Source organism: Janibacter terrae (genome assembly GCF_039636765.1).
Lineage (GTDB): Bacteria > Actinomycetota > Actinomycetes > Actinomycetales > Dermatophilaceae > Janibacter > Janibacter terrae.
Genome location: NZ_CP144168.1, coordinates 1 through 25,741 on the forward strand (window position 1 = coordinate 1; position 25,741 = coordinate 25,741).

Here is a 25,741-nt window from a genome sequence, read left to right on the forward strand (position 1 = left end):
GGTATCGCTGCCATGGCTTTAGCGGCAGGCTTGTCCATGGGCGCCGTACCCGTCTCAGCTGCACCCGCCAGAACCGATGCTGGGTGCAACGTTTGGGTATACGAGGTCGTACAAACCGCCGGAATATATGACACGTGGAGCACGAATAGCGAACGCGTCGGCTACGCGTACCAGGGCAATGAGATCCATTCACTATCCGTGGGCGAGAGTTGGGTCAACGTTGACTACCTTTACACCACTAATTACGGGGATTCGCCGCTTATCAAGTACCACAACGACTATTTCCAGAAGGCGTACCTCGATTACAAGACCTGCTTCTCGCGGTGATCGCCACGGGCGCTGAAGTCACGGATGTCACCGAACTGGCGGACGCTCGCCTCCACCTATGCGCCGCCCAGACCGGTGGAACCCGTATGACGGCGTCGCCTCGCGCCCGCATGGTCCGACCGCTCCTCGCGGCGGCCGGAGCGCTGGTTCTGGCCGGAAGCATCGCCGCGTGCGGCGAGTCCGCTACCGAGAAGGCAGCCCAGGAGGTCGGGTACCGCGAAGGCGATGGCTCCTTGCATCTGATCAAGGAGTCAGAGCGGCAGGAGCCGATCAAGCTGTCCGGCGAGACCATCCAGGGCAGCACTTGGGACAGCGCAGACCACCGTGGGTCGGTGGTCGTGGTCAACTTCTGGGGTAGCTGGTGCGGGCCATGCGCAAAGGAAGCCCCGCACCTTGTCCAGGCCTACGAGGAGACGGCGGGGGACGACGTGGAGTTCGTCGGAGTCGACTTCCGGGAGTCCTCTAAGGAGACCGGACTCGCGCAGTCCGAGTCGTGGGGCTTTGAGTGGCCATCGGTCTATGACGAGTCCGGCGCCGCGTCCATCGACATGCAGGGCAAGATGACTGCCACGCCGTCCACAGCCGTCTTGGACCGCGAAGGGCGTATCGCTGTCGTCGTCCTCGGTCCGGTGACCAAGAACACCCTCGTCGGGGTTATCGAGGATACAACGGCCGAGCAAGACCGATAACGGCGCCCCTGCTCAGGTACTTGGCGCATCGAGGATCGCGCTATCGGACGTCCGTTTGGCTGGGTTGCCCCACCCAAATGTTCAGTCGCGTGCTGATGGCGCCGTGATGCGGGAGAAGAAAATCTGCGCTCTGGCCCGTTCGTTGCCGTCTGTCCTAACGTGGTTTGTTGCACAGATTGGGCGCGCCCCCCGCAGAGCGCGAGCACGGGTTGATGCCCGACGCCGGCTGGCGCTAGGCATCGACCCTAGGCTGCTCCGTCTCGTCAGAGCACCGCAAGGCGCGTGCGGGCCTTGTTGTCCTTGTCAACCAGTTCGAGCTCCTTGCCCGAGTTGAGTTCATCCTGGACAAACTTGTAGAGGCCGGTGGCGCGGCGAATCATCTCCGTCACGGAGGTCTCGCTTTCTGCGGCCAGATCGCGAAGTGCCGCAGCGGTCTCGTCGTTGACGTTCACGCTGAGTCGGGTAGTCATGGTCTCCCTTTCTCCACTGCCAGTGCGAGGTCGTATACAGGCATGTCGCCGATAAGTCAACACAGGCCGGGTGATGGCCCCATTCTCATCCCAGTCCGATCAGCTTGTCAACATGGCAAGCGGTCTCAACCCCCTAGTCGCGCCCGTGCCATACGCACGACGTACGCATCAATCCCCCATCCTGTCTGCTGGCGATGCACAGTTCTGGTTGATTCAGAGGAGTGGGTCGAGTACAGTGACCCTGAAAACTTCATGTATCGGGCGCGAGGAGGTGCCTCCCATGGTGGCAAGGCACATCGTGGCGACGACTCTCTACCGAGAGCTGCCCGAGCAGATGGTGCCAGCCATCGATGAGGTGGTCTTCCTTGGGGGGCCGGGAGAGATGACCCCGCCTCATCCGGACGACCTGCAGTGTGACGATGAACTTTCCGAAGCCGAGATCCCGCAAGAGGGTCTCGGCTTCGTTGTGGGAGCGGGGGAGATGGCCGTGCGCCGTACCCACAACCAGCAGCTCGGCCAATGGCGAGAGGCGGACGACGCATGAGCCCGGAACCCACGCAGGTCCTGGAGGAGTCCGCGGAGCCAAAGCTTGGCCTTCCGACGCCTGAGTCCGCCCCCGCCCCCGCGCATCACCCCGCGAAGGTTCGCCGAACCCTTGCGATGTGCTTCGTGGGGCTGATCGGCGGTGCGACTCTGGTGGGAGCCGTCGGATGGTTCATCGGCAAGGACGTGACTGAGTGGGCGTTGTTCGCCTCGCCTGTGTTCACGCTAGGTGGCGCGGCGACAGCCTTTTACTTCGGAGCGGCGGAGAGCCCGGACTAGCACCAGGTGGGCGGTCCGCTGACAACGTCGGCTTCAGAGCCGCAAGCTGAAGTTCTCGAAGCGGCAGCACCTCAAGGTGCTGGAGGAGTACGAGGCTGGCGACGCCACCGTGGGAGATCTCGCTGAGGACTACGGCGTCGACCGCGCCACGATCTGCCGGACCATCAACCGAGCAAGGCAGAGATGAGGGAGGAGGCCAGATGGGCACGCATCCCATCGACAGTGACCCCATCGACGAGTACCGCAACCTCACGATCCCTGAGGTGAAGTCGCTTCTCGACGATGCCGTGTGACAGGCATCGAGCTCGGTGCGTACGACCACGACCGCCGCATCCTCGACGGGATCAAGGAAGCCGACCAGCCGACCATCGTCGTCATCGCGAGCCTCCTGCCCCGAGTGGAGTCCTTGACGGCTAGGTGTCAACCAACCGTATAAACCGAACGCGTCAACGATCTATACGTTCTTAACGGATAAATGAGTGTTAGTATCGAGTTATGCGAAGTGTAGCGCCGCCTCTCCTGCCGATCCTGCGATCGCACACCCAAGGCAAGGTCCTCGCCGCGGTCCTGCTCCACCCCGACCGTGAGGTCACTCAGACCGAGCTGGCGAGGGCGGCCGGCATCCCGCAGAGCACCGCGTCAGGCGAAGTGGCCCGCCTGGTCGAGGCGGGCGTCTTCATCTCGCGGCGCGTGGGCCGTGCGACGTTGCTGCGCGCCAACCCGCGGGGGCGACTGACGTCCACGCTCACGCAACTGGTCGCGATGACCTACGGACCGCTGGAGGTCGTCGCGGAGGAGTTCGCGGGCCTGGGCGCCGTCGCGGTCGTGCTGTACGGCTCGTGGGCCGCTCGGTGGCACGGACGCACAGGCAAAGAGCCTGGCGACGTCGACGTCCTGGTCCTTGGTGACGTCGACCGTGCCGCGGTCTACGACGCTGCCGGGCGCGTCGAAGAGCGGGTCGGGTTCGAGGTCAACCCCGTGATCCGGCCCGCCTCCAGCTGGGCAGACTCGGGCGCGGACCCGCTCGTCGACGACGTCCGCCGCAAGCCCTACGTCGTGGCCTTGGGGCACGTCGACGAGCCGGCGCAGGTGGCGTGATGGCGACTCACTGGTCACGCGGAGAGAGCGACATCGAGGCGATGGTCTCCCGGGGAGAACTGGAGGCCATCCGGGGATCTGCCACCGACGGTGGCCGACTGCTCGACGAGGCGCGCACGCGGCTACGCACAGGGGAGAACGCAGCCGACGACCCCTCGGGCGCCTTCACCTTGGTCTACGACGCTGCACGGCTCGCGTGCACCGCCCTGCTCGCTCAGCAGGGCGTGCGGCCGACCCGGTCTGGAGGGCACCTGAGCGTCCAGGACGCCATGCGCGCCCAGTTCGGCGACGGCTTCCGAGATCTCGGGTGGATGCGCCGGCGCCGCAACGAGATCGAGTACCCCTCGACCCCCGGAGTCGGGGTCACAGGCGCCGAGTTGCACGACGCGATCGCCGCCACCCGCCAGATGATCGAGCACGCGGAGAAACTGCTGCCCAACCTCGGCATGTTCTAGGACACCTGACCGCGGCGGCTTGGCTGCACGACATCGGCTACCCCGACGAGTTGCACAACACGGCCGTGCGCCCGATCGGACGCGCCTCGAGGTCGGGACTGCACACGGATAGGTGACATTTGATCCGTGCAGCATGCCGGAATTGCGCCGCCCGGCGGGATCGGCTGCTGCGGCCGCCACCGTGACGGACGCCAGCACCAAGCCCCGCATCCCAGAGTCTTCGGCTCAGGGCGTGTGGAGACGATGCCCGGCTCGCTGACGTCCGATTCCGAGCCGACGACGGCTACTGCGCAGGAGGTTCGTCGGGTACGGCAAGGACGCGCTGGAGGTACATGGACACCAGCAAGCTTGCGCCCGCGGGGCCGTCGAAGTTGCTCACCGTGTGGGAGACGACCTTCCAACCGCTGTTGAAGTAGGCCTCCATCCCAGGGATCTGATCGGGATCGATATTGAGGATTGACATGCCTCCCGGGTGGAGGGCCGTGCTGAGTTGGGGCAGGTCGACGTTCCAAAAAACGAGGGCATGATTTTCGGCCATGTCTGACGGTACTGGGTTGCCATCCGCCAGTGGTGGCTGTGGCAGCCACAGCGCGACGAGTGTGCAGTGACGATCGTCAAATGCGACACCGGGACGGGTGTCGAGAAGCAGCGAACACTGCACACGACACGCTGCCTACTTTGCATAGGTTCCTCCCGGAGGCGGGGGCGCGCAAAATACGTAGGCGACCTCTGGACGCCGCGCCCCTCCGCCGGCCCTGGATTACCCACCGCGGTCGCCCGAGCCTCGATGTTGAGTTCAGGATGGCAAAGTGCCCTCACCGCCTAACAGGCAAGTCCGCGCCGCCTCCGACGTGCGAGCGGAATGTAGGGCCCGCTCGCGCGACGGTCAGAAGGCTTCCTACGGCCACAATGGGGCTGTCCGCATCACCTAGCGAAACGAGCCACGCGTGCCTGCACACCCCGAGGCCTACGACAGAAAGGGCCTGCCCGAGCGTCCGACGATGGCGGTCTACCAGAACGGCGACGCGGTGGAGGGCATCTTGCAGCAGGTGTACAAGCGGCCCCTGATCATCGACGAGTCCACGGCTTCATCCCGACAAGATGACCACCGCACCGAGAGTGAGGGGGCCGCAACAGGACAGGGGTCAGGCACAGGCAAAGTGCCTGGCATGGCCAGCATCGAGGCCGGGATCGGCGCAGACTTCCGCAGGCGCAACGAAAGCGGTGCGACCACTACCGGCAGCTCAACCTCCACTTGGCAGTACACGCAGGCCTACTACCTGTACGCGGTCAAGGACGCCCTTCGGACACAAGGGCTGGTCAGTCCGCTGAACGGCCGAACCGACGCCAAGCACCTACGCCCGGGCGACTTCGTCGAGTTCACCTGCCGCTTCGACCCCAGCCAGGTCGCGGCGCTGCTGGACATCGTCACCCCCGATCTCGTGCGCGCGATCGCGGTCCACATCAAACACACGAAAATGATGAAGTCCTTCGGTGGAGCTACGCGTGATGACGTCCTGGCATACATCGACAGGATGAACCTCGAGAAGGCCGCAATCGGCGACTTCGCCCATGCGGTCGCATCCGCGACCGGCGTCGACTTTCGAAGCGCCAAGACCCGAGAGTTCTACGGCCAGGTGGGCGAGGAGGGCGACGGGGTTACCGCCATCACCATGTGCGACCTCGCGCACTTCGTGGTCGAGGACGAGGACCGACTGCTCGACGGCGAGTTCTCAGTACTCGCCAAGGTCACGGAGGGCCTTATTGAGGACGTGCCAATCTTGGACCGGAACAAGGTGCTCAGCCGGCTCGACGCCGCATCCGTCGATGAACTCCTCGACAGCCTCAACACGGACGTGCTTACCGATATGCAGCGCGATGCCTCCTCGAAGGCGCGGAAGGGCATGGCGCGCGGCCGGGGTCAGGAAGTTACTGAGGGCGACGGCAAGAACGGCGACCTCGGCTTCGACCTGAGCATCGACTCTCGAGTGGCAGGACCTTGCCTCAAAGTCATGCCGGTTGCCATCTACATCTAATCGACCCCCAAGACGAGGTCATCACACCGTTCGCGTGGCTATCAAGTTCAGTCGTCACATAGCTTCAGGGTCACTTTAGATGCAAACGCGTTTGCTCTAATCTTCGCTGCATCTTCACAATGGCGACGGAACCTGATTGTCAGCAACCCGCCGACGAGTCTCATCTAACTACAGGTTGATGAGACACAATCTGACGTCGCTGCCGAGGACCGAGCTCTGGCGGTTCTGCGGCTGCAGGAGTGTCTCGGAAAAGTGTCTCGACGAGAAACGTCTCAGACGACATCACCGGAAGGGTTTCTGAGGCAGGATGGGTGGGTGAGACTTCTGGGGTACACGAGAATCAGCACGGCCAGTCAGGACGCGCAGTTGCAGTTGGACGCGCTGACCAAGGCCGGGGTCGAGGCTCGGGACGTTTTCTCGGATGTCACCTCGGGCAGCAAGAACGCAGCGCAACGGCCAGGGATGCGCCGACTCCTGGAGTACGCCACCGCCGGAGACACTGTCGTGGTCTGGCGAGTGGACCGGCTGGGACGCTCACTGATCGACGTGCTGAACACGGTCACCCTGCTGCGCGAGTCCGACATCGGCATCCGCTCTATCCAAGACGGCATCGACCCAGCCACCACCAGTGGACGGCTGATGCTGAACATGCTGGCCACCCTGGCCGAATACGAGCGGGAGCTGATCACAGAACGGGTGAACGCCGGCATCGCCGCAGCCAAGGCATCCGGCACCCAGTTCGGACGGCCCCGCGTGGAACCAGCCGTGATCGCCGAGAAACTCGCGATCGTCAACGATGCACGCGCCAAAGGACGCACCGCTACCGACGCGGCCCGACTCGTGGGGTGGTCCCGCGCCACGTTCTACCGCCACAACGCCACCGCCCAGTCACAGGACTCCTGACCGCGCCAGATACCCGCCAGGGCTGAATATCAACGAGCCATCGGCCTTTGACAGCCAGTAGCGCCGACCACCTTGGCTGGACGCGACATCATGCCGCACGGCCTCGTCGGCGGAGTGGGCCCAGCCAGAATCTTCGTATCTTAGATAGAAATCGCGTTGCTCCAATTTAGAGCGCTTCTCGACACGGTACGCGGGCGGACAGCCCTTCGTGCAGTCGTAGTGGGCGGCCCAGAAACCTTGGCTCAGTGTTAGGCTGGCCCAGAAGCCACCTCAATTAGGAGATGTGGGCAGATGACGGTCTGGGGCTACATGCGAGTGTCGACGACTGCGCAGGACGTCGACGCGCAGCGCCGCGCGCTGCTCGCGGCCGGCGTCGACGAGGCGCACCTGGTTGACGACCACGTGAGCGGCACGAAGGCGAGCCGGCCCGGCCTCGACCGTCTCCTGGGTGAGCTCCAGGCGGGGGACGTGCTCACCGTGTGGAAGCTCGACCGGCTCGGCCGATCGGTCTCGCACCTGGTCGACCTCGTCGACGACCTCGGCCACCGCCACGTGGAGCTGCGCAGCCTCACCGAGGGCCTTGACACCACGAGCGCTGGCGGCCGGCTGATGTTCCACGTCATGGCCGCTCTCGCGGAGTTCGAGCGCGACTTGATCCGGGAGAGGACCGCGGCCGGACTGGAGGCGGCCCGCGCGGCCGGGAAGGTCTTGGGCCGGCAATCGCAAGTGACCCGCGAGCAGTACCGGCTCATCAAGACCATGGCCGCGCAGGGCAGCCCTCAGCGCACGATCGCCGCGACGTGCGGCGTGCCTCGTGCGACCGTGGGTCGCATCATCAGGGGAGAGGTCCCGTCCCTCGCCCGCTACGACGACGACGCAACCGACGACGAGCTGCCCGTGACCACGGGTGCAGCATGAAGGGGAAGCCATGAGCACCGAGCAGAAGATCCAGGACTTCGAGACGTGGGATGACGTCGTCCTCTACGACGTGTGCGCGGAGGCGTGGACTCGCCTCGACGGCTGGTTGATCGACGCCGAGCGGAAGGCGCGCGCGGCCGGCGACGGCGCCCAGGCCGATGCGTGGCGAAGGGAGTCCTTCGCCTTGGCCGACGAGCGGCGACAGATCGCCGCGACCGATCGGCAGGCGCAGGCGGCCGCGATCGTCCGTTGGAACGAGCGGCGGGCGGCGATCGACGCGGGAGCGGGGCCGAAGGTCGCCGCGGCGTGAACCTTGGCGAGGACGAGCTCCGCGCCATCTGGGAGAGGGACATCCGTCCTCGCGTGTTCGCTCGAGCGGAGCGTTCCGAGCGTCCTGTCACGATGCTCCTGGGGGGCCAGCCGGGTGCGGGGAAGAGTCGAGCCGCGGACTTGGCGACCGCGGCCGCCAGCGGCAGTGTTGTGTCGATCGTCGGGGACGAGTACCGACGCTTCCACCCGGCCTATGCGGAGACGTTGAAGGCCGACCCCCTTCGGATGCCTGACGTGACCGCGCAGGCCGCGGGTCGATGGATTCAGATGTGCGTTGACCACGCCCGCGATCAGGGTTACTCGGTGTTGATCGAGGGCACGTGGCGTAACGCTCAGGTGCCCTTGGCGGCGGCCCGGTCGGCCCGCAAGGACGGTCGGCGGGTCGCAGCCGTGGTCGTCGCCGTGCAGCCTGAGGTGAGTCGGCTCGGGGCGATGGAGCGTTACTACCGTGACGTCCTCGCCGGGGACGATGCACGGTGGACACCTCCAGCCGCGCACGATGCAGCGGTCGCCAGTCTTCCCGGCACGGTCGAGTCGGTCGCCATGAGCGGCGACGTCGACAGCATCAGGGTCGTCACTCGCGACGCGTCCACCCTCTTCCACAGCGACCGGCCCCCTTCGCCCCAGCGGGTCGAGGGCGCCGTGTCGGCCCTCCACCAGGGAATGTCGCGCGCGCTCTCCCCGGATCAGATGGACCGCTACGCCCGGAGCGTGAAGGAGATGCGCGCCGCCCACCAAAGGCTGACCGTGAGCGACCCACAGGCACGCGCAGCTTGGACGCAGATCATGACGCATGACGAACCGCTTATGAGCGCCAGGGCTGCACTGGCTATTGCGCGTGCTGCGGCCCCGCACCCTCCCCGACCCACGCGCCCCACAGCCGAGGACTTGCGGACGCGTCCCGCTCGACTTCGGCCTAACGCCTCATCTCCGCGTGAGCGTGAGCGGGGCCGGGAAGTGGGGGACTAGAACCTCCGAATTTCCCGGCCCCAGCCGTGCGCGGTGTTCTGCGCTCAGGCCGTGACGGTGTCGCCAGCCGATGCCGCAGGCTTGACCGCCTTGCGCGGGCGTCCGGGGCGCTTTCGGCCAGGCTCACTCAGTCCGACCTTCCGCAGCTCGGCCGCAGACCAGCCTGCGCGCTCCGCTTCTGCCCACTGGCTGGCGTAGTCGCGCTCAGCCTCCGCAAGGCTTTGCTGAGCCCGGGCCAGCCGCGATGCAGTGCCGGCTAGACCTTCAACGATCGCGACTCGGTCATTCAGCAGGTCTCGGGCCGCAGCCGCTGCTGCTTCGGGCGTGATGTCGGTGCTCATACGGCCAGAGTACCGACGTACCGCCGCCATTTCCACGCACTCGTCGGCACCATGCTTGCCCGGCGTAGTTCCGAGGCACGGCCGTCCCTGTAGGGAATTACGGCGCCTCGCAATCTGAAGCAAGATGGAGAGTTATGTGCCATAACTCGATGAGCGATCTCGTGTCCGAGATCGATCGGTGCCACACTGGGTGTGGAGTCCCGCCGGATGGCGGGTCGCTGCGCTGGGCGAAGGGCGGTGAGCTGCGTGGCTGAGTCAGGGGATGTATCCCGTGCGAAGGGTGCGCCGGGGCGTCGGCGCATGAATGCGCAGGAGCCGCGTAGGAACCGCGTCGTTGTCACGTGTACGGATGATGAGTACCGGATGCTTTTTGGCATGGCGGCGGCGCAGGGAATTTCGCTGCAGAACGTGATGATGAGGGCCGTGATGTCTGGCGGCACGCAGAGTGCTCAAAAGACCGCGGAGCTAGTGGATGAGCTGCGGAGCACGCGGCAGCTGCTGGCGGTTGCCACGGGACTGCTCAACCAGTTGGCGAAGGTCGCCAACTCCACGGGAGAGGTTCCCGAGGAGATCCCCGAGGCGCTGAGGATGATGCAGCGCGGGTCGCGCAAGGTTGACGGGTTCTTGTCCGAGTTCAGCGATCGTTTCTCCTACGACGGGCGAGGCGGTTCGTCGTGATCGTGAAGATCGCCAAGGCGGGTCGAGACTTGCCGGGCTTGGCTGCCTACCTGTGGGGTCCTGGCAAGGCTGAGGAGCACACCGAGCAGCGGATGATCGCGTCGACGGGGGCGGGTGATGTCGCGCTGGGGTCGTCCTCGATGTTCTTCCGCGGCGAGAGGGCGACCTTGCTCGACGATGCGACGCTGTCGAGCAAGGATGCGCGCGCGGAGGGTCGCCACCTGGAGGCGTCGTGGAGGTTCTTCCGGGATGAGGCGCAGGTACTGGTTCCGGCAGGAGAGGTTGGTGTTTCTGCGCCAGACGACGGCATTCGCAGCAGCGCTATGTCCGACGATTTCCGGGTCGACGAACCTGCCGCGGCGGTCGAGCGACACGACGGTCGCGGTTGGGATCGTCCGCACGTGATGCACGTCGTGTTCTCGCTGCGAGCCGATGAGGGAGAGCTGAGCGATGAGACGTGGGGGCGCATCGCGAGTGACTGGATGCGAGAGATGAAGCTTGCCGGCAACGACGGCCAGGCGGACTGCCGGTGGGGAGCGTGGCGGCACGGTAAGTCCGCGTCGGGCAACGATCACATGCACGTTGCCGTCTCCCTGGTGCGGGATGACGGTCGTTGGGCCAACACGCACCGGAGCATGATGCGGTCACGCGCGATCGCTGACGACCTCGAGAAGAAGTATGGGCTGCGCCCGATGAAGGACACCGCCGAGCAGCGCGGCATGCCGGCCGCTAGCCGCGGAGAGCTGCGCCGGGTGGAGCAAGCCAAGCCGGGCACTCGGGAGGAGGTTCCCGAGCGGCAGCGGCTGGCGATGATCGTGCGCACCGCGGCTGTGCACGCGGGCACGGAGAAGCAGTTTGTGGCGGACGTGCTGCGCCAGGGCGTGCGCGTGCGGCCGCGGTTCGCCAAGGGCGGCACGGACGAGGTCGTTGGTGCCTCGTTCCGGTTCCGTGACAGCGCGGATGGGCAGTGGTTGAAGGCCGGGTCTCTCGGCCGGGACCTGACGTTGCCGAAGCTGCGTCAGATGTGGAGCGATACCCCGCAGGAACGCGCCGAGGCCCTGGAGGTCTGGCGCGGGAAGGTGGGTGTGAGCGCTCAGCAGAGCACGCCGTCGTGGTCGCCGTCGTGGAATGCAGCGCAGCAGGCATTGGCGACCTGGGCGGCTCGGATCGAGCACCTCGAACCGACCGACGCGGGGGCTTGGGTCCGCGCCAGCAGAGACGCAGCAGCCGTCGCCAGTGAGCTCGCGCAGGGGTCCGGCGGTCGGCAGCACCAGCTCCTTGCTGGAGCGACGCAGGAGCTCGCACGCGGCGCTCAGACGCGCCATCACGTGCAGCACTCGACGGCCGAGGAGGTTCGCGTGGCTTGCCGGCACGTCAACCTGTTGATGCGTGCCGGGTCGAGGTCTGACGCCGCCGGGTGGTGGGCTGTGTGGCAGCAGTTCTCCCGAGTGAATCAGGCGATTCACTCGGCGCAGAAGGCGCGGGGCGAGCACGTGCGCGCTCAGCGGCTGGAGACTGCCGCACGGACCGAGCTGCAGACAGTGGGCAGCGGACTTCGCAAGGCCGCCGCAGCGAGCACGACGCCGCCAAAGCGCGCGGAGCCAGCACGACGCACGCCCACGACGGACACACAACGAGGGGAAGAGCGAGGACGATGAGCGAGAACTTCGACGAGGTCACCACCGACGCCACCCGAGCGATGCGCATGGCGCTGATGCTCGGTTCCCAGGCAGTCGAGCAGATGGCGCGCCTGCGAGCCCAGCAGGAACGTCACGCCGCCGATGCCAGCCGTGAGCGGGCCGAGCAGATCCGCGAGCAGCTCGACGTGGCGCGCGATGCGGCACACCGCGCCTACGAGCCCGTGGCGGACCCACGACGGTTCGCCCAGGCGGACCCCGAGACCATCGCGGCCGCCTGGTCGAGCGCCGCCGCGTGGGCTGACGTCGACCCTCGGGCCGCCGCCGCCGAGGCGGCTCTGTCCGAGCAGACCCGCCGACGGTTTGGAGTGGACCCGCAGGAGCTGCGTGAGCACGTCCAGCACCAGCGGGACGGCGCGCAGGGCCAGGCGCAGGCAGGCACCAGCGACGAGCGGGAGGAGGGCGACCGGCTGACGGAAGCGATGGACCCCCAGTGGCGAGAGCGTGCGACGACTGATGACCTGGAACGGCGCTGGCACGAGGCCAACGCCGACCTCGATCGGCCGGGCGCGCAGCATGCCCGCGACGCCCTCGAGGCGACCTTGGCCGAGCGGATGGGCGTCGACCTCGAACGATTCCGGCAGAAGAGCGACCCCGCGCTGACCGAGACGGCCTTTCACGCCGCTGGAGACCTCGCGGCGGCCGCAGCCGACCGTGCCGCCGAGGGCAGCGAGCGTGCCGAGGCCGCCGGCTGGGAGAATCGTGCCAGCGAAGAGCACGGCAGGGAGGCCGCCGCCGACGACCCGGGCCTTGCGATCGAGGAGAGCGTGGACGCCCGCGAAGCCGAAGGAATGGCGGTGCAGGCGAACACCGAAGCCGACGTGGACCACGCCAGCGCCAACATCAACGAGAGCCGAGCCGACACCGAGAGCATGCAGCAGGCCGGGGTGCCCGCGCGCTCACAGCAGGTGCGCACCAGCACGGCGCGTGGGTTCGGGTCGACACCGAACGCTGGCCCTCAGGCCAAGCGCCGCCCCAAGGCCCGCAAGAACACGCGCACCACCGGGCGCACTGCGGACCGCGACCTGGGTCGCTGAGCTACTCAGCGTCAGGCCCTCGGTAACGCTCGATGAAACTCGGCAGACTCACCGCGCCGGTCGGTCCAGTGCCGTCGCAGCGCCCGTCCAAAGCGGAGGATCTCCGCGGACCTCTCCTCGTCGCGAGTGGAGGCCATGACGACCGCCAACGCCCGCAGCGCCTCACCGGCGGGCAGGTCGCCGATCTTGGTCGACGGGTCCTTGATCTGCTGCGTGAGTGCGTCGTTCAGCTCCAGCGGGGAGACGTCCTTGGGCAGTGCGGTCTCGGTGTCGCCGTGACTGATCAACCACGCGATCGCCCACAACGTGAGCGCTGCGGGGCCGACCCACCGGGCCACCTGCGTGACGTTGATGCCCAGCAGCCGGGTGCCTGGCCTCCAGAGCACTGCTCACGCGCTCGTCGTCCTTGCGGTTGCTCATCGCTCTCCCTCGGTGCTGTGGATCCGGAACATGCCTTCGGGCGGCTCGTCGAGGGACCACGGCTCCTCGACGCCGTGCTGGCCCTTCCTTGCGTCGCACAACTTGAAGGGCGTGGTGTCGGGATTCGTCAGCGCGGCCACGGCCGGGTCGAGGTAGTCGCGGATCCAGACCGCCGTCCCGGTGCCCGGCTCGACGCGCAGGGCCTCGAAGGCGTCCCACAACGCCTCCAGGCGCATCACGGCCTCCTCGTGATCCCACCACTTGCGGCACCACTGCCTCGGCTGCTGGTGGCGCACAGCGACCTCGACAAAGAAGCCTTCGACGAAGTCCGGTAGCGACGCGAACGCCAACGCACTCTCCACGGCGCTGGCGGTCGGCGCAGAATCGCCACCTGTCTCCTCGGGCGCTGCCCAGTCGAGGTCGCTCATGCCGCGTCCCCTTCGCCGTAGTGCTTGACGCTGGCGCGGATGAGGTCGGCCTGAGGCAGGGTGCCCCAGTGCCGCAGCTCGATCAGGACCGCCGGAACCCCGGAGGCGAACACGACAGCGCGGCCACGAGGCAGGGAAGAGACGTCGTCGACGTCGAGGATCTTCTCCCTGCGCAGCTGGTGCGAGGTCGAAGAGCCTGAGCGCATCGACTGCGACGTCGAGCGGGTGCGCTTGTCGTGGTCACCGACGAGCCGGGAGATCGTGCCGGCGAACTCGTCATCGGCGATGCCCATACCGACACCGCGAAGGTTCGCGGCGTCCCACAGCTGCTTCATGCCGGGCCGGCCGAACACGCGCACGCCCTGCGACCAGGACTGCAGGAAGGACGCGAGGATGATCCCGCGAGAGCCATAGTGGCTGTACAGGTCGGGCAGTTCCGGCCAGCGGCAGATGTTGGCGACCTCGTCGAGCATGCACAGCAGCGGGCGGCGCAACCGTCCGCCCTGCTCGATGCTCAGGTCTTCGGCGGCCTGAGTGACCGCAACTGTCAGTGTCGCGGTCAACGCCCGCGTCGAGCCGGGTCCTTCCTTCGAGAGCAGGTAGAGCGTGTCCTTGGACCGCACGAACTCCTCAGGCTTGAACTCCACCCGACCCTCGCCGGGTGTCAGCCATGCCCGCACCCGCGGGTTGCGCAGCCACGAGAGCATCGTCTCGGCCGTGCCGTAGATGCCGTCACGCTGCTTGGCGGTCTTGCTGCGAAAGGACTCGATGTCCAGCGCGGAGGACTCCTCGCCGGCGGCCAGGAGCAGATCCTCGGGCTCGCGGTCGTCGGGGGTGCGCACCCAGTCGAAGACGTCCAGCATCGTCTTGCCGCCCTTGGCGGCGGCGAGGACCAGCGCCGAGACGAGCGTGCGGCCGGCCGGATCGAAGTAGGCGTCCGGCTTGGCGTCCGCGTCGCGCACGGCCGCGGTGAACAGGGACGCGACCTGGTCAGCGCGCGTGACGTCGGTGACGTACGACAGCAGCGGCCAGAACCACGTCGGCTCGCCCGTACCCGCGAGGCCTTGGCAGTCGTGCACCCGGACCAACCCGACCTGCGATCGGGGGCCGCGGGTGGCGTCGAGCAGATCCCTCTTGTTACTCGTGGCCAGCACGGGCCCGTTCGTGGCCAGCACCTGCGGGATGCACAAGGAGCTCGTCTTGCCAGCGCGCGGGCCCATGATCCACAGCTGCGTCCACTCCCACGACGTGCCCAGGTCGGTACCGCCGTTGACGGCCTTGCCGATCGGCACCCCGACGCCGCACTCCGGTGCCACACCCAGCCGTGCGGCATCGCCGCGCAGCGACGTCATCGTCAGCGATTCGAAGTCCTTGGGCTTCGACATCGACGCGGCCAGGTGGTCGACCCGCGTGGACCCCTTCCTCGGGGCCAGGGCTGCACGCGCAACCATCACACCCACAGTGATGACACAGACCACAATGACCACAAAGACCATGGTCGCCAGCAGCGACCACGTCGCCGCGCCCGTGGCCAGGTCGATCGCCCAGCCCAGCGGGTTGCTACCCGGGGACAGGCCCGCGATCATCGCGGAGACCCACCCGATGAGCACGGCCAGCAGGACTGTCGCCAAGAGCCCGCCGAGCAGGTAGAGCCCTAGGTCGCTGGTGGGGTCGTTCAGCCGCCCGGCTCGCCGCTCACGCCGCATCGTGCGCCGCCCGAGCCTTGCGCCGCGCCGCCTCGACCGACGCCCATCGCGTGTTGGTGTCGTTGACCGCCAGCTCCTCGGTGGTCAGGTCCACGCGGAAGGGGATTCCCGGGCGCGAACCTCGCTTGAGCAGGAAGAGTCCCAGCCCGGGAGGTGACCCGTCCTCGGTGTTGCTCTCGGTGTCCGACCAGGTCGTGATCATCTGCCGTTCCTTCGAGGGCATCGCGAAGACCTCTTCGAGGTTGCCCATCTCCTTGGGTGCGAGCCCTCCGAGGTAGACCATCTCGGCGCGCTCGACGAAGCCCCACGCCTTCTCGGTGGCCTCCTCGGTCGCCAAGCGAAGGTCGCTCATCGTGTGCGTGCACATGATCTGCGGCAGCAGCAGCTGGCGATTCAGTCGGGTGATCGCGTCGATGCGGTCGACCATCTGCAGGCTCGCGCGCAGGATGCGCCACAGCTCGTCCATGACGAGCACGTAGATCCGCTCGGGCGCCAGCCCGGCGGCAGCGAGCATCTTCGCGCCCTGCACCGCGGCCGAGCCGTAGGACCACGAGACCAGCTGCAACGCGGCCTGCATGTGCGTGTCCGTGTCGTCGATCTCGGACATGTCGAAGACGACCGGACGGTCCAGGACCATCGGGATCGACGTCGCCCGGGCGAACGTGTCGCCGAACTGCCCTTCGCTGCCTACGCCCTGCAGGGAGTCGATCAGCCGCTCGGTGCGAGCGTGGAAACGCTCCACGTCCCCTCGGTCGCGGATGACTCTGGAGATCTCCGGGTGCCGCGACTCGATGACCTCGCGCACGTCGTCGACCAGCGGCGGCTCGCTCAGGTCCGGGTCGAGGACCCGGATCGCCACGCGAAGTGCGGTGATCTCGAAATCCTCGAGACGGTCACCGCGCACGAGCTCGCACAGCCCCGCCAGGGTGTTCAGGCGGCGCCCCTCCAACTGAGCGCGCACCTTGCGGGCTTCCTCCTCGTCCAGGCGCGGCAGGGCCGCGACCGCAGGGCCCGGGTCGAGTGGGTTGATGTTGGAGCGGCCTCGGCCCAGGGTGATGACCTGCCCGCCCAGCGCCTTGATCAGCTCGACGTAGTCGGGCTTGAGGTCGGACAGGATCATCGGGATCACGCCCCACGAGGACAGGACCGTCAGCATCCGGCGGATGAGCGTCGATTTCCCCAGCCCGGGCCGGCCGAGGACGAACGCCGACGGGTTGAGGATCATGCCGCGCATGAACCACGTCACCGGGTCGGCGCACACCAGCGCCTTGCGCTCCTGGTGACGGCCCAGCGGGACGCCCTCGACAGTCAGGCTCGACCCGGCCGCGAAGGGCCACAGCCCGCAGATCTGGTTGCTCGTCGCCTCGAACTCCGGCGCCGGCTCGACGATGGTCGCCCAGCCACCGCCCGCCTGCCGGCGGCCGCGCTTGCCACGGCCATCGACGCTCTCGCCGGATCGACCCATGAACGTGTCCAGGACCGCCCGCAGGCCGCTCTCGCTGTTGGGCTTGAACGCTGCCATCACATGGTCTCCCTCAGCACGCCAGGCAAGGACGATCGCTCCGGCAGCACGATCCCCAGGGGCATCGACGCCAGGAACGCCGTGTCGTGCATCCGCCAGCACGGTCGGAACTTCAGGTGCGCAGGACCGGAAAGGTTCATCAGCGCCGAGCGCGCCGAGGGCAGGTCCGCGATGTCGTCCACGGTGGCGGTCGCGATCAGGCCGATCCGCACGAAGGGGGCGCCCTCGGCCTCGGCCTTCGCGTTGGCCTTGGCGCTGGCCAGAGCCGCCTTCTTCCGCTCAGACGGGCCGGTGTTGCGCCGGCTGTCGGCGTTGGACGTCGCCGACGTCACGCGCCAGTCCGCGAGCTGCGCGGACAGTGCCGGGTCCATCGGCCGGTAGAGCAGCGCCACCCGCTTGCGGGCCACTCGCTCAGAGGGCTGCAGCAGCTCCTTGAGCTGCAGCGTGTAGAACACGCCCTTGGGCGGCTCGACCATCATCATCGACGTGGAGATTGACCCGTCGTGCGCGTAGTAGTCCTTGGCCGAGTGTGTCGAGACCGGCCCGACCTCGCTCCACGTCAGGCCCGTGCCCCCTTCGGAGCGAGCCTTCTCGATGGCCGTGGCCACACTCGGGTCGAACGCCACCCGAGTGTCGTCGACGATGTCCGAGGCGACCCGGGCGCGCAGTGAGTGACCGGCGCCGGTCAGTCGCAGGCTGGAGATCATCTCCGGCAGGACCGTGCCGATGTCATCGGCCATCGTGTCGACGTCGCGAACGCCCTTGGCGTCGTGCTTGGCCGCATCGAAAGTCAGCGTCACTGTCGTCGTGATCTGCGCCGACCCTGCCGGGGCCGTGTCCACGATGGTGCGCAACACCTTCTGCGCGAACTCCGGCGCGTCGGGGTCGAGGTTGGCCATCGCCGCCCGCTCCAGCCGCAGGCCAGAGTCGGGGACGGTCTCGATGACGACCTGCACCCCGATGAGGTCACGCTGGCGCGCCAGCGTTGCCAGGTACGTACCCCACATAGCCGCGCGGCGGTCGATGTCCTCCTGGTCCAGCCCGACGACCCCTTCGGGGCGGGTGTCGATCACCACGGAGAAGTGGTCGACCGCCCGATGGTGGATCAGCGCGAAGGGGTTGCCATAGGTGTCCTCGGCCTCCAGCAGCTCAGAGTCGGCCATCACCCCGGGCAGATCCAAGCTTCCGTGCGAGACCAAGCCCGTCGGGCCCTGCGTCAGCACCGTCATGCCCTTGCGGTCCGCCCGGCCGAACCGGATTCGGTGAGCCAAGCGAGCGTAGGGGTTGGCGTCGAAGACCATCGTGCCGATCACCCACGGCGTCATCGCCACGAACATCAGCACGATCCACCCCAGCCCGGCCCAGAAGTTGACGAAGAACAGCAGGATCAACGCTACGAACACGCACACGACCCCGGTCAGGAACTGCACCGGGGACAACCCAGCGATGCCCGGGGCCTTCGGCCTGGACAGGTTCGAGTACTTCACAGCTTCGCTCATCGTCATCCCCTCGGCGTCGACGAGTCGGTCTGCGCCGACTCGCTCATCTCATCGATCGCGGCACCCGTGGCGGTGACCGCGCCCGTATTGGACTGCCACCCCCGCTGCGCGCTGCGCTTGGCGCGGCTCCCCGCCAACCGGGCGCCGCCCGACGCCCTCTGCGCCGGGCCTGCGACCGGTGCGCCGGTTCCCGACGCGGCGTCGGTCCCCGCTCCCGGGGTCGCCGCCTCGGTCGAGGCGCCGGACCCTGCCGAACTCTCCTCGCGCTGACCACCGGCTGCGGTGCTCCCGGCCGCGCCCGTCGAACGTCCACGCGCAGCGCCCGTCGACGACGACGCCGCCGACCCATCCGAGGTCCCCGACTCACCCGAGGTGCCCGCGCCAACCGAGGTGCCCGCGCCAACCGAGGCTGCTCCCGCATCGGAGCCGCCGTCATCATCGGCGGGCGGAGCGCCCGCCGGAGCGCCATCACTGCTCGCGTCAGCGCCCGGGCCCGACGAGCTCGATGGACCCGGCGCGAGCTGAGGCATCCCGCCCCCACTCCCGCCAGGGGCCTGCGGCTGAGCGCCGCCACCACCTGACGAAGGGGACGGGCCACCGCCACCGGCGGGGGGCGTTGCTACCGCAGCGCCGCCACCGGCACCCCCAGCGGCGGCCCAGCCGCCGCCCGTGGCGAACGCGGCCCCCAGGGACGCCGCGCCGTACACGGCTGCGCCGCCGGCCGCGATACCTGCGGCACCAGAGAAGGCGTTGGAGGATCCCACCGCGGCCTCGGCCACGAAGAACTTGATCATCGCGGGACCCGCGATGCCCACCAGCAGCAGGAGCGTGGTTCCCCACATGAACTGCTGCAGCGGCTCGCTCCCCTCGTCCTGCGCCTTCATCATTCGCAGACCCAAGCCGTAGAGCACCGCCGCGACCGGCTTGTAGAGGATGCACGCCAACAGGAACATCAGCGCCTTGTTGAACCGCTCCTGACCCGTGCGGAAACCGCTAGAGGCAGCGAACGAGGGAATGAAAGCCATCGTCGCGATGATCAACGGGCTCCGCACGATCATCCACAAGAACTGCATGATCGACCCTGCCGCCGCCACGAGAATGAGGATGATCGCGATCAACCCGAGGCCCTGCAGAACCTGGCCGTCTTGGACGATGCTGCCGCCCAGCAAGGCCTTCGAGAACTTCTCCCCCGAGTTCAAGTCCTGCTCCTTGTACCCCGATATGGCGTACAACGCCCACAGCGAGAACTTGTCACTCGACTCGATCAGCAGCGTCGTCATCCCGATCACCAACGAGCTCGAGGCGACCACGTTGATCAACATGCGGATGATCACCCGACCCTCCGTGCCCACGTCCAACGTCCAGAACATGCGGATGATCGCCGCCATCATCGCCAGCGACCCCACGAAGAAAACGACCCACTCCAGCGATGACGCGACCGCGGCCAACGTCGCCGACGCGCGCCCATCCTCGGTGCCGACGTTCGGCGAGTCCACGGCGAACATCGACGTACCGAACGTGCCGACAACCTCGACAAGACCATCGAGACTGCTCTGCACGAACCTCTCCATGAACGAATCCGCAGCACCTGAGACCGCGTCACCTGCCGTGTCCTTCGCACACCCCATCGGGTTGGTGATCAGATTGCAGTCCGCTGCAATCACTTCGGACCCCACCCAATGAAGCCGTCCAGCGTCGAGAGCTGGTCGAACTCCGTCGTTGTGTTCACAGGGTCGTCAAGAACGCCCTTCCAGTCGCCGTCCGACCACTCGTAGGCTCCAGTTCCCGACTGGTATCCCGGCTGGCCCGAGACCTCATACGCGATCGTCACGACTGCTCGATCGGGCGAAGGCGACTCCACCTTGAACCCGCGCACAGTCAGCACCGTGGTGCCGGTCGCTCCTGAGGTCGACGGCTCCCCGCTGTCCGGGTCCTCCCCCTTCAAGTGCTTGCTCTGGTGCTCTGGGTCCACTGCCGGGAGGTTGAGAGCGAAGAACACAGCTCCCATTGGGTTGTGCGCGAAGCAGGCCCTGTCGCCGTCCTTGACGATGCCGGGCCCGAAGTCCTTCGAGGTCGGTACGGTCATTCCGTTCTTCAGCTCCCACGTCGCTTCAGGGCCGGTGGCCGGAACGGTCTGGCTGCCGACCGGCAGGCCGCAGACGCCGTCCGTCTCTCCCTCGGCTGAGTTCGACGACGCGGGGCCACCGGACGTGCCCCTCGTAGCGACCGGCGGGTCTTCCTCCCCGCCTCGGGAGCCCAGCACCCAGCCAAGCGCGATTGCCGCGAGGATGATCGCCGTCACCGCGGCGGCGATCCACGCGATTCCGGACCTCTTCTTCTTGGCCATGTGCCGTCCCTTCGTCTCGGTGGGAGTTCTCTGCTCAGGTCAGTGCGCGCAGGATCTGTCCGATAGCGCCCAGCATCACCAGGCCAGCGCAGACAATGAGGAAGGCGCGGATGCCCTGGCTCGAGCGGCCGTCGATGACACCCGTGAAGATCAGGATGACGGCGATGATCAGGCCGAGACCGCCCATGGCGACTGCAGCCCACAGCACCCAGTTGATGATGGTCATGAATGTGTCGGCTCCGGGAGGTGCCTCAGGCGTGGGGTTCATAGCGATTGCTCCTTCGGGTTGGGTTCCAGGCCACGCTCTGTGGCCCACTTGCTGGCCTTCTTCGCCACTCCCGCCACTCGGCGGGGGACGCGATCAAGGGACGGCTCGGCACTCAGGTGCCACTCCGGCACCCACTCCAGCCGCCAGGTGCGCGGGTACATACGAGAGACCCGCTTGAGCGGGGCCACCAGCTCGCGGGCCAGCTTCGGGCTGTCCGCGACGAGGAGCAGGCCCACCATGGCCACACCCGGCAGGTCGCCCGACCCCCACTGCCACGCGGCCTGAGCAGCACGCTCAAGGCCCACCCCGGACGTGCGGGCGACCAGCACGGCCGCGCCGTGCTCGGGAAGGGCACCGACCCCGGCGCCGGGCACCCACGCGACCGCTGCGCCGTCGAGGGAGTACCGCTGCAGCACCCGCTGAGCAGTCGTCGCTCCCGCACCACCGTGCAACCCGACGACCGCAACCTGAGCAGAGCCCAGTCGGCCAGACGCGCGCAGGACCTCAGTGCCCTCCGCGCGCCCCCTGCCGGGCGGCAGGACAGGCCCCTCGGCCTGACCCGTCGGGCCCAGCACGAGGTCGTCCAACGCGATGAGGTCCGCATCTCGATCCCCTACCGGCTCCAGGACCTCCCCAGGCCGGAACGGGTTGGACCGTCCAAGGTCCGACATAAATCCCCCCTTCGTGCACAGTCTCCTGTGCGCGTCTTATAGCGTCCCTCTTACTACGAGACTACACAGCAATACACGTTCAAACATGTTCGCGTCTTTATAGACATAGTAAATAACGCTCATGATGCCCCAATCATGTGCGATGCTTCCACCACAAGAGAGGTCATCCGATGGAGGACGACGTGCTGCCCGAGCTGCAGGCTTATGGCCCGAGCCTCACAACCGATGAGGCCGCCGCCGTGCTGCATCTTGACCGCGCTACCGTCAGCCGACTGTTGAGTCGGCGCGAGCTCCCCGGCTACAGAGTCGCAGGACGATGGCGTCTGCGGCGCGCAGATGTGCAGGACGTCATGCTCGGAAAGTGGTCCCCCTCGGATGATCGCAACGACCAGCCGTAGGCATCCTCACATAGGGATGCGACAGGCGCAGAGGGGGGAAGATGAAGGCTTTTGGGGGCGCGCTCGTCGCGCTTGCCTTGCTCGTGGTGGTGCTCGTCCCGCTCATCATGCAGGGATCGCAGAGCGTCGAAAACAGCATGGGCAACCCGCTCCTGGGCAACCTGAACTCCGCGAAGATCCCCAAGGAGTACCGGGAGTACGTCGAGGCCGCCGGCAAGGTCTGCGCTGAGATCCCCTCGGCGGCCATCGCAGCGCAGATCCAGCAGGAAAGCGCCTGGAACCCCAAGGCCACCAGCCCTGTGGGCGCGATGGGCCTGACCCAGTTCATGCCCACGACGTGGCTGTCCTACGGCCGAGACGTCGACGGCAACGGCAAGGCCTCGGCGTTCGACCCCGCTGACGCGATCAACGCACAGGCCCGCTATATGTGCGACCTCGTCGCCCAGGTGAAGAAGTACGCCACTGCCAGTGGCGCCCCAGTCCTTGAGCTGGCGTGGGCGGCGTACAACGCCGGGCCCGGCGCCGTGGCCAAGCACAACGGCATCCCGCCTTACGCCGAGACCCAGAAGTACGTAAGCATCCTGCGCAACACCATGAGCACCTTCCTGGGCGACTCGGTCAAGGCCAGCGGCAAATGGGCCGCGCCGCTCTCCTCCAGCCACCTGATCCCCACCAGCGGCTTCGGGCCGCGTAGCAGCCCCTGCGGCGGCTGCTCCTCCAACCACCAGGGCCAAGACTTCGGCGCACCCAGCGGCGCCCCGATCCACGCCGCGTGCAGCGGAGTCGTCGACTTCGCGGGCCAGATGAGCGGCTACGGAAACATCACCTTCATCAACTGCGGCGACGGAATCCGTACCGGCTACGCCCACCAGTCCGCGATCGGCGTCAGCGTCGGCCAGAAGGTCAACGCCGGCGACACCATCGGAAAGGTCGGCTCCACCGGAGTCGGGACCGGCGCGCACCTGCACTTCGAGGTCCGCACCGGCGCACCAGCAGGCGGCGGCGGGCTGACCGGCACCTCGGTCGACCCGACGCCCTTCATGAGAAAGCAGGGCATCACATGGTGAGCGCCAAGACCTTGACCGCGACCGCGGCCCTGACTCTCGTGCTCATGGCCACCGGCTGCGGAGACGAACCCGCACCGGGCACCTCGACCAGCATCCCGGCCCCCACCACGAGCAACGCCCCGCCCAGGGGTTCCACGCCTGCACAGGACTCGACCTCGTCGACGACGGCACCGAGCAGTGCCCCCACCGCGGCCGAAGGTAGGGCCACCACTCCCCCGTCCACCGCCAAGGGAACCCCGCGCGGGCACCTGCCCAAGCCCGGCAGCGTCGACGAACGCAACGCTGCTGCCGTCGCGGCGGCCTACCTGCAGACCACCGAGACCATCGACACCGACGTCGACACCAGCCGCAGCGACGCGCAGCGCCGTGCCGCTCGCTGGCTGACCCCTGACCTCGCTCGCGAGGTCGCCAAGGGCCTGCCCGGCGGTGCCGGTTGGGCTCAGCTGACGAAGAAGGGCGCGTGGACAAAAGCCGCCGTCACCGACGTCACTCCCTCCGGGGGCGACCCCACCAAGGGCCTGACCACTGATCGGGTCCTGCAGGTCGAGGTCACCACCTACGGCCGCAGCCGCAAGCCCTTGGGCGATGCCGTGACAACCACCACCGCCGTGACCCTGCGACGCGCCAGCGAGAGCAAGCCCTGGCGCGTGGCCGACATGCAGACCTACTGACCCCGAGCGCGAGAAGGGAAGCCGCGATGACCACGACCGACGCGACGACCGGCGAAGAGACCTTCGACCCGTCCTCAATCCCCTCCTTCCCCATCGTCAACGTGCGCGTGCGCGCCGACGACGATGGGCACATGCACGGCGAGCTCGACGGACAGCCGATCGACGTCGACGACGGCGACCCGATCACCAGCCTCATGGCCGCCGCCGCCAAGATCGCGGCCACCCGACCTATGCGAGCGGTCCGGGTCAGCGCCACCGACACCAGCGACACGACCTGGCTCATGGTCGTCCACGCCGACGGCCGCTCATGGGACCTGGACACCAGCGACGCTCCCGCCGAAAGCAAGCGCCGACTCAACGCCGCTGGCATAACCAACCGCACCCTCGCACTCCTCGCCGCTGGCACGCTCACCGTCGCCGCAGGCGGCCTCGGCGCAGCATGGGCACTCAGTTCCCGCGACGGCCAGAGCGTCTCCACCCCCACTGCAGCGCCGGCTGGCGAAGCGCCTGTCGTGCCCGTACAGGGATGGGCACGACGCGCGGCATGGGTCTCGCCCGAGCTGGAGCAGAGCGACGCCGAAAACTCCGTGCTGTCGACCAAGAACAGCGTCATCATCACCTTGGCCACCGACAACGGCCCGGCCCTCGCCGCGCTCCGCTCAGACGACGGCGCCACGCTGTGGGCCTCCCCCCTGCCCGGCTCCCTCACCGGGGCCCCGCAACTGAGCTCCTACGACGGCCGCGAAGCGGTCGTCGCCGCCACGGACAGCAAGCTCCTCCTCTGGCCCAACTCACCCGGCGCTGCACCGTCCCCGACAGAATGGGAGTTCACCGAAGCTTCCGTCACGCTCGTCCCGCGCAGCCCCGTGCCTGTGCTGGCCAACGATGACACCAACACCGCGCTCGTCCTTAACGGCTCCCGCCTGGAGAAGCGCGTCGTGCCCGCCGGAGCCCACGTCATCCGCGCAGACGACAAGGGCGTCGTGACCGCCGTCGACGAGGTCGGGCACTGGTGGCACCTGACGAACGAGACGACCGCTCCCAGCCCCACCATGCTCCAGCCGCCGACGTACGGCGCACAGGTCCAAGAAGTGCTCGGCGTCGCCGGCCGCACCCTCATCGTCTCCTGGAGCTACGGCGACGATGCCACGATGCTCGCCGCCTACGCCACCGAGAACAAGATGAAGCCGGTCTGGCAGACCAAGATCACCGGCAAGCCCACCAGCAACGACTTCGCCGTCTCCCCCGACGGCACATGGGCCATCGCCGGCACCACCGCCGTGCGCGCCGAAAGCGGCAAGACCCGGGCCCTGCCCGAGGACTGGAAGACCCTCGGCATGACCAACGACGCCGCCTGGGCGCAGGACTACGTCGCCAAGAAGCTCGACCACGCCCGCAAGATCGACGAGCCCGTCGACGACCCAGCCGGCGTGCCCGTAGCCACCACCGACGACGGACGCGGGCTGATCATCGCCAACAGCGACCAGACCACGCGCCTCTACGCGCTCGAACCCGACCCCGGCCACCCCTACGACGCCGGCGACACCATCACCCCAACCGCACCCAGCACCACCGCCAAACCGAAGCCTAAGACCGACAAGAAGGCGACGAAGACCAGCAAGAAGCCGAGCACGGCCGGCTCGACAACGAAGAGCAAATGATGACGACACGCACCCGAATGGGCCGTATCTGGCTAGCCCTCGCCCATAGAGTTCCCGTCATGAGTACTCCAGCGAACGTGCACCGCAGCCGCGCCCGCGCCGCCCAAGTGCTCCTGCGCTTCTCCCCGGAGGGCCGCGAAGAGCTGCGGAAGCGGGCACGGGATGCCGGCATGACCATGCAGCAGTACGCCGACTGGAAACTGCTCGACATGGACCCCAACGTCCCCGTCGGCGGCCGTGCCGTGGGCCAGCGACCGCTGGAGGGCCTATCCGCCTAGACACATGAGCGGGGCAAGCCCCCCGACATGACGAA

Annotated in this window: 30 protein-coding genes; 18 read left to right on the forward strand and 12 right to left on the reverse strand. The window is 67.5% G+C overall.

The annotated features are described in order from the left end of the window. Together V3C34_RS17450 and V3C34_RS17455 are read left to right on the forward strand one after the other, a co-directional pair. The coding region (locus V3C34_RS17450) for a hypothetical protein (protein ID WP_346008582.1) at positions 1 to 327 on the forward strand (327 nt) is incomplete at its 5' end. A 110-nt stretch (positions 328 to 437) separates the two neighbouring features. Continuing rightward, positions 438 to 1,016: a TlpA disulfide reductase family protein gene (locus tag V3C34_RS17455; protein WP_346008583.1), complete on the forward strand. Its 579-nt coding sequence runs from the start codon at positions 438 to 440 to the stop codon at positions 1,014 to 1,016. A gap of 263 nt (positions 1,017 to 1,279) precedes the next feature. Here V3C34_RS17455 and V3C34_RS17460 read toward each other — a convergent pair whose 3' ends face one another. Beyond that, complete coding sequence (locus tag V3C34_RS17460) at positions 1,280 to 1,468, reverse strand: ribbon-helix-helix protein, CopG family (protein WP_346008584.1); 189 nt, start codon at positions 1,466 to 1,468, stop codon at positions 1,280 to 1,282. A 316-nt stretch (positions 1,469 to 1,784) separates the two neighbouring features. Between V3C34_RS17460 and V3C34_RS17465 the strand changes: the two genes are divergently transcribed. The 3 genes from V3C34_RS17465 to V3C34_RS17475 all read left to right on the forward strand — a co-directional run bounded on the left by V3C34_RS17465 (position 1,785) and on the right by V3C34_RS17475 (position 3,861). Next, a complete protein-coding gene (locus V3C34_RS17465; protein ID WP_346008585.1) occupies positions 1,785 to 2,030 on the forward strand; it encodes a hypothetical protein in 246 nt (81 codons plus the stop codon). A gap of 773 nt (positions 2,031 to 2,803) precedes the next feature. After that, entirely contained in the window at positions 2,804 to 3,406 is a 603-nt protein-coding gene (locus V3C34_RS17470) for a winged helix-turn-helix domain-containing protein (protein ID WP_346008586.1), read from the forward strand. Then, the gene (locus tag V3C34_RS17475; RefSeq protein WP_346008587.1) at positions 3,406 to 3,861 is read left to right on the forward strand and encodes a hypothetical protein; all 456 of its coding nucleotides are present in this window, start codon (positions 3,406 to 3,408) and stop codon (positions 3,859 to 3,861) included. Before V3C34_RS17470 ends, V3C34_RS17475 begins: the two co-directional genes overlap by 1 nt. 283 nt (positions 3,862 to 4,144) lie before the next feature. On the opposite strand, the gene V3C34_RS17480 is transcribed toward V3C34_RS17475, so the two are convergent. Next, a complete protein-coding gene (locus V3C34_RS17480) occupies positions 4,145 to 4,522 on the reverse strand; it encodes a hypothetical protein (RefSeq protein WP_346008588.1) in 378 nt (125 codons plus the stop codon). Positions 4,523 to 4,808: 286 nt separating this feature from the next. On the opposite strand from V3C34_RS17480, the gene V3C34_RS17485 reads away from it, so the two are divergent. The 5 genes from V3C34_RS17485 (at position 4,809) to V3C34_RS17505 (ending at position 9,017) form a co-directional block, all read left to right on the forward strand. Continuing rightward, the gene (locus V3C34_RS17485; protein WP_346008589.1) at positions 4,809 to 5,897 is read left to right on the forward strand and encodes a DUF6414 family protein; all 1,089 of its coding nucleotides are present in this window, start codon (positions 4,809 to 4,811) and stop codon (positions 5,895 to 5,897) included. A 315-nt stretch (positions 5,898 to 6,212) separates the two neighbouring features. Further along, on the forward strand, positions 6,213 to 6,800 hold the full coding sequence (locus V3C34_RS17490; protein WP_346008590.1) for a recombinase family protein: 588 nt from the start codon (positions 6,213 to 6,215) through the stop codon (positions 6,798 to 6,800). 291 nt (positions 6,801 to 7,091) lie between these two features. Further along, complete coding sequence (locus tag V3C34_RS17495; protein WP_346008591.1) at positions 7,092 to 7,718, forward strand: recombinase family protein; 627 nt, start codon at positions 7,092 to 7,094, stop codon at positions 7,716 to 7,718. A gap of 10 nt (positions 7,719 to 7,728) precedes the next feature. Further along, entirely contained in the window at positions 7,729 to 8,028 is a 300-nt protein-coding gene (locus tag V3C34_RS17500; protein ID WP_346008592.1) for a hypothetical protein, read from the forward strand. Then, positions 8,025 to 9,017: a zeta toxin family protein gene (locus tag V3C34_RS17505; protein WP_346008593.1), complete on the forward strand. Its 993-nt coding sequence runs from the start codon at positions 8,025 to 8,027 to the stop codon at positions 9,015 to 9,017. Before V3C34_RS17500 ends, V3C34_RS17505 begins: the two co-directional genes overlap by 4 nt. Positions 9,018 to 9,061: 44 nt before the next feature. On the opposite strand, the gene V3C34_RS17510 is transcribed toward V3C34_RS17505, so the two are convergent. Continuing rightward, positions 9,062 to 9,358 carry a hypothetical protein gene (locus V3C34_RS17510; protein WP_346008594.1) on the reverse strand — a complete coding sequence of 99 codons (297 nt, stop codon included), beginning with the start codon at positions 9,356 to 9,358 and terminating at the stop codon, positions 9,062 to 9,064. A 375-nt stretch (positions 9,359 to 9,733) separates the two neighbouring features. On the opposite strand from V3C34_RS17510, the gene V3C34_RS17515 reads away from it, so the two are divergent. From V3C34_RS17515 to V3C34_RS17525, 3 genes are read left to right on the forward strand one after another with little or no spacing between them, the layout of a single operon-like run. Then, positions 9,734 to 10,036: a hypothetical protein gene (locus V3C34_RS17515; RefSeq protein WP_346008595.1), complete on the forward strand. Its 303-nt coding sequence runs from the start codon at positions 9,734 to 9,736 to the stop codon at positions 10,034 to 10,036. Continuing rightward, a complete protein-coding gene (locus V3C34_RS17520; RefSeq protein WP_346008596.1) occupies positions 10,033 to 11,694 on the forward strand; it encodes a relaxase/mobilization nuclease domain-containing protein in 1,662 nt (553 codons plus the stop codon). The genes V3C34_RS17515 and V3C34_RS17520 overlap by 4 nt, the downstream gene beginning before the upstream one ends. Beyond that, positions 11,691 to 12,770 carry a hypothetical protein gene (locus V3C34_RS17525; RefSeq protein WP_346008597.1) on the forward strand — a complete coding sequence of 360 codons (1,080 nt, stop codon included), beginning with the start codon at positions 11,691 to 11,693 and terminating at the stop codon, positions 12,768 to 12,770. The genes V3C34_RS17520 and V3C34_RS17525 overlap by 4 nt, the downstream gene beginning before the upstream one ends. Positions 12,771 to 12,781: 11 nt before the next feature. Here V3C34_RS17525 and V3C34_RS17530 read toward each other — a convergent pair whose 3' ends face one another. From V3C34_RS17530 to V3C34_RS17570, 9 genes are all read right to left on the reverse strand, one after another. Further along, positions 12,782 to 13,156 carry a hypothetical protein gene (locus tag V3C34_RS17530; protein ID WP_346008598.1) on the reverse strand — a complete coding sequence of 125 codons (375 nt, stop codon included), beginning with the start codon at positions 13,154 to 13,156 and terminating at the stop codon, positions 12,782 to 12,784. 30 nt (positions 13,157 to 13,186) lie between these two features. Then, entirely contained in the window at positions 13,187 to 13,618 is a 432-nt protein-coding gene (locus V3C34_RS17535; RefSeq protein ID WP_346008599.1) for a DUF4913 domain-containing protein, read from the reverse strand. Continuing rightward, the gene (locus V3C34_RS17540) at positions 13,615 to 15,324 is read right to left on the reverse strand and encodes a type IV secretory system conjugative DNA transfer family protein (RefSeq protein WP_346008600.1); all 1,710 of its coding nucleotides are present in this window, start codon (positions 15,322 to 15,324) and stop codon (positions 13,615 to 13,617) included. The genes V3C34_RS17535 and V3C34_RS17540 overlap by 4 nt, the downstream gene beginning before the upstream one ends. Then, on the reverse strand, positions 15,314 to 16,846 hold the full coding sequence (locus V3C34_RS17545) for a hypothetical protein (RefSeq protein ID WP_346008601.1): 1,533 nt from the start codon (positions 16,844 to 16,846) through the stop codon (positions 15,314 to 15,316). The genes V3C34_RS17540 and V3C34_RS17545 overlap by 11 nt, the downstream gene beginning before the upstream one ends. Then, positions 16,846 to 18,345, reverse strand: a complete 1,500-nt coding sequence (locus V3C34_RS17550) for an SCO6880 family protein (protein WP_346008602.1) — start codon at positions 18,343 to 18,345, stop codon at positions 16,846 to 16,848. Before V3C34_RS17550 ends, V3C34_RS17545 begins: the two co-directional genes overlap by 1 nt. A 2-nt stretch (positions 18,346 to 18,347) precedes the next feature. Continuing rightward, positions 18,348 to 19,904: a hypothetical protein gene (locus V3C34_RS17555; RefSeq protein ID WP_346008603.1), complete on the reverse strand. Its 1,557-nt coding sequence runs from the start codon at positions 19,902 to 19,904 to the stop codon at positions 18,348 to 18,350. 101 nt (positions 19,905 to 20,005) lie between these two features. Further along, positions 20,006 to 20,692: a hypothetical protein gene (locus V3C34_RS17560; RefSeq protein WP_346008604.1), complete on the reverse strand. Its 687-nt coding sequence runs from the start codon at positions 20,690 to 20,692 to the stop codon at positions 20,006 to 20,008. 34 nt (positions 20,693 to 20,726) lie between these two features. After that, a complete protein-coding gene (locus V3C34_RS17565; RefSeq protein ID WP_346008605.1) occupies positions 20,727 to 20,918 on the reverse strand; it encodes a hypothetical protein in 192 nt (63 codons plus the stop codon). A gap of 38 nt (positions 20,919 to 20,956) precedes the next feature. Then, on the reverse strand, positions 20,957 to 21,631 hold the full coding sequence (locus tag V3C34_RS17570; protein ID WP_346008606.1) for a DUF6668 family protein: 675 nt from the start codon (positions 21,629 to 21,631) through the stop codon (positions 20,957 to 20,959). Positions 21,632 to 21,801: 170 nt separating this feature from the next. Between V3C34_RS17570 and V3C34_RS17575 the strand changes: the two genes are divergently transcribed. The 5 genes from V3C34_RS17575 to V3C34_RS17595 are packed head-to-tail and all read left to right on the forward strand — an operon-like array spanning position 21,802 to position 25,706. Next, positions 21,802 to 22,029, forward strand: a complete 228-nt coding sequence (locus tag V3C34_RS17575) for a helix-turn-helix domain-containing protein (RefSeq protein WP_346008607.1) — start codon at positions 21,802 to 21,804, stop codon at positions 22,027 to 22,029. Between the two features lie 41 nt (positions 22,030 to 22,070). Further along, positions 22,071 to 23,096, forward strand: coding sequence for a peptidoglycan DD-metalloendopeptidase family protein (locus V3C34_RS17580; protein WP_346008608.1), 1,026 nt, complete (start codon positions 22,071 to 22,073; stop codon positions 23,094 to 23,096). Further along, positions 23,093 to 23,767 (forward strand): hypothetical protein, encoded by a 675-nt coding sequence (locus V3C34_RS17585; RefSeq protein WP_346008609.1) that lies wholly within the window; start codon positions 23,093 to 23,095, stop codon positions 23,765 to 23,767. Before V3C34_RS17580 ends, V3C34_RS17585 begins: the two co-directional genes overlap by 4 nt. 26 nt (positions 23,768 to 23,793) lie before the next feature. Then, positions 23,794 to 25,428, forward strand: coding sequence for a hypothetical protein (locus tag V3C34_RS17590; protein WP_346008610.1), 1,635 nt, complete (start codon positions 23,794 to 23,796; stop codon positions 25,426 to 25,428). Positions 25,429 to 25,487: 59 nt separating this feature from the next. Then, positions 25,488 to 25,706, forward strand: a complete 219-nt coding sequence (locus V3C34_RS17595) for a hypothetical protein (protein ID WP_346008611.1) — start codon at positions 25,488 to 25,490, stop codon at positions 25,704 to 25,706. Positions 25,707 to 25,741: the final 35 nt, after the last annotated feature.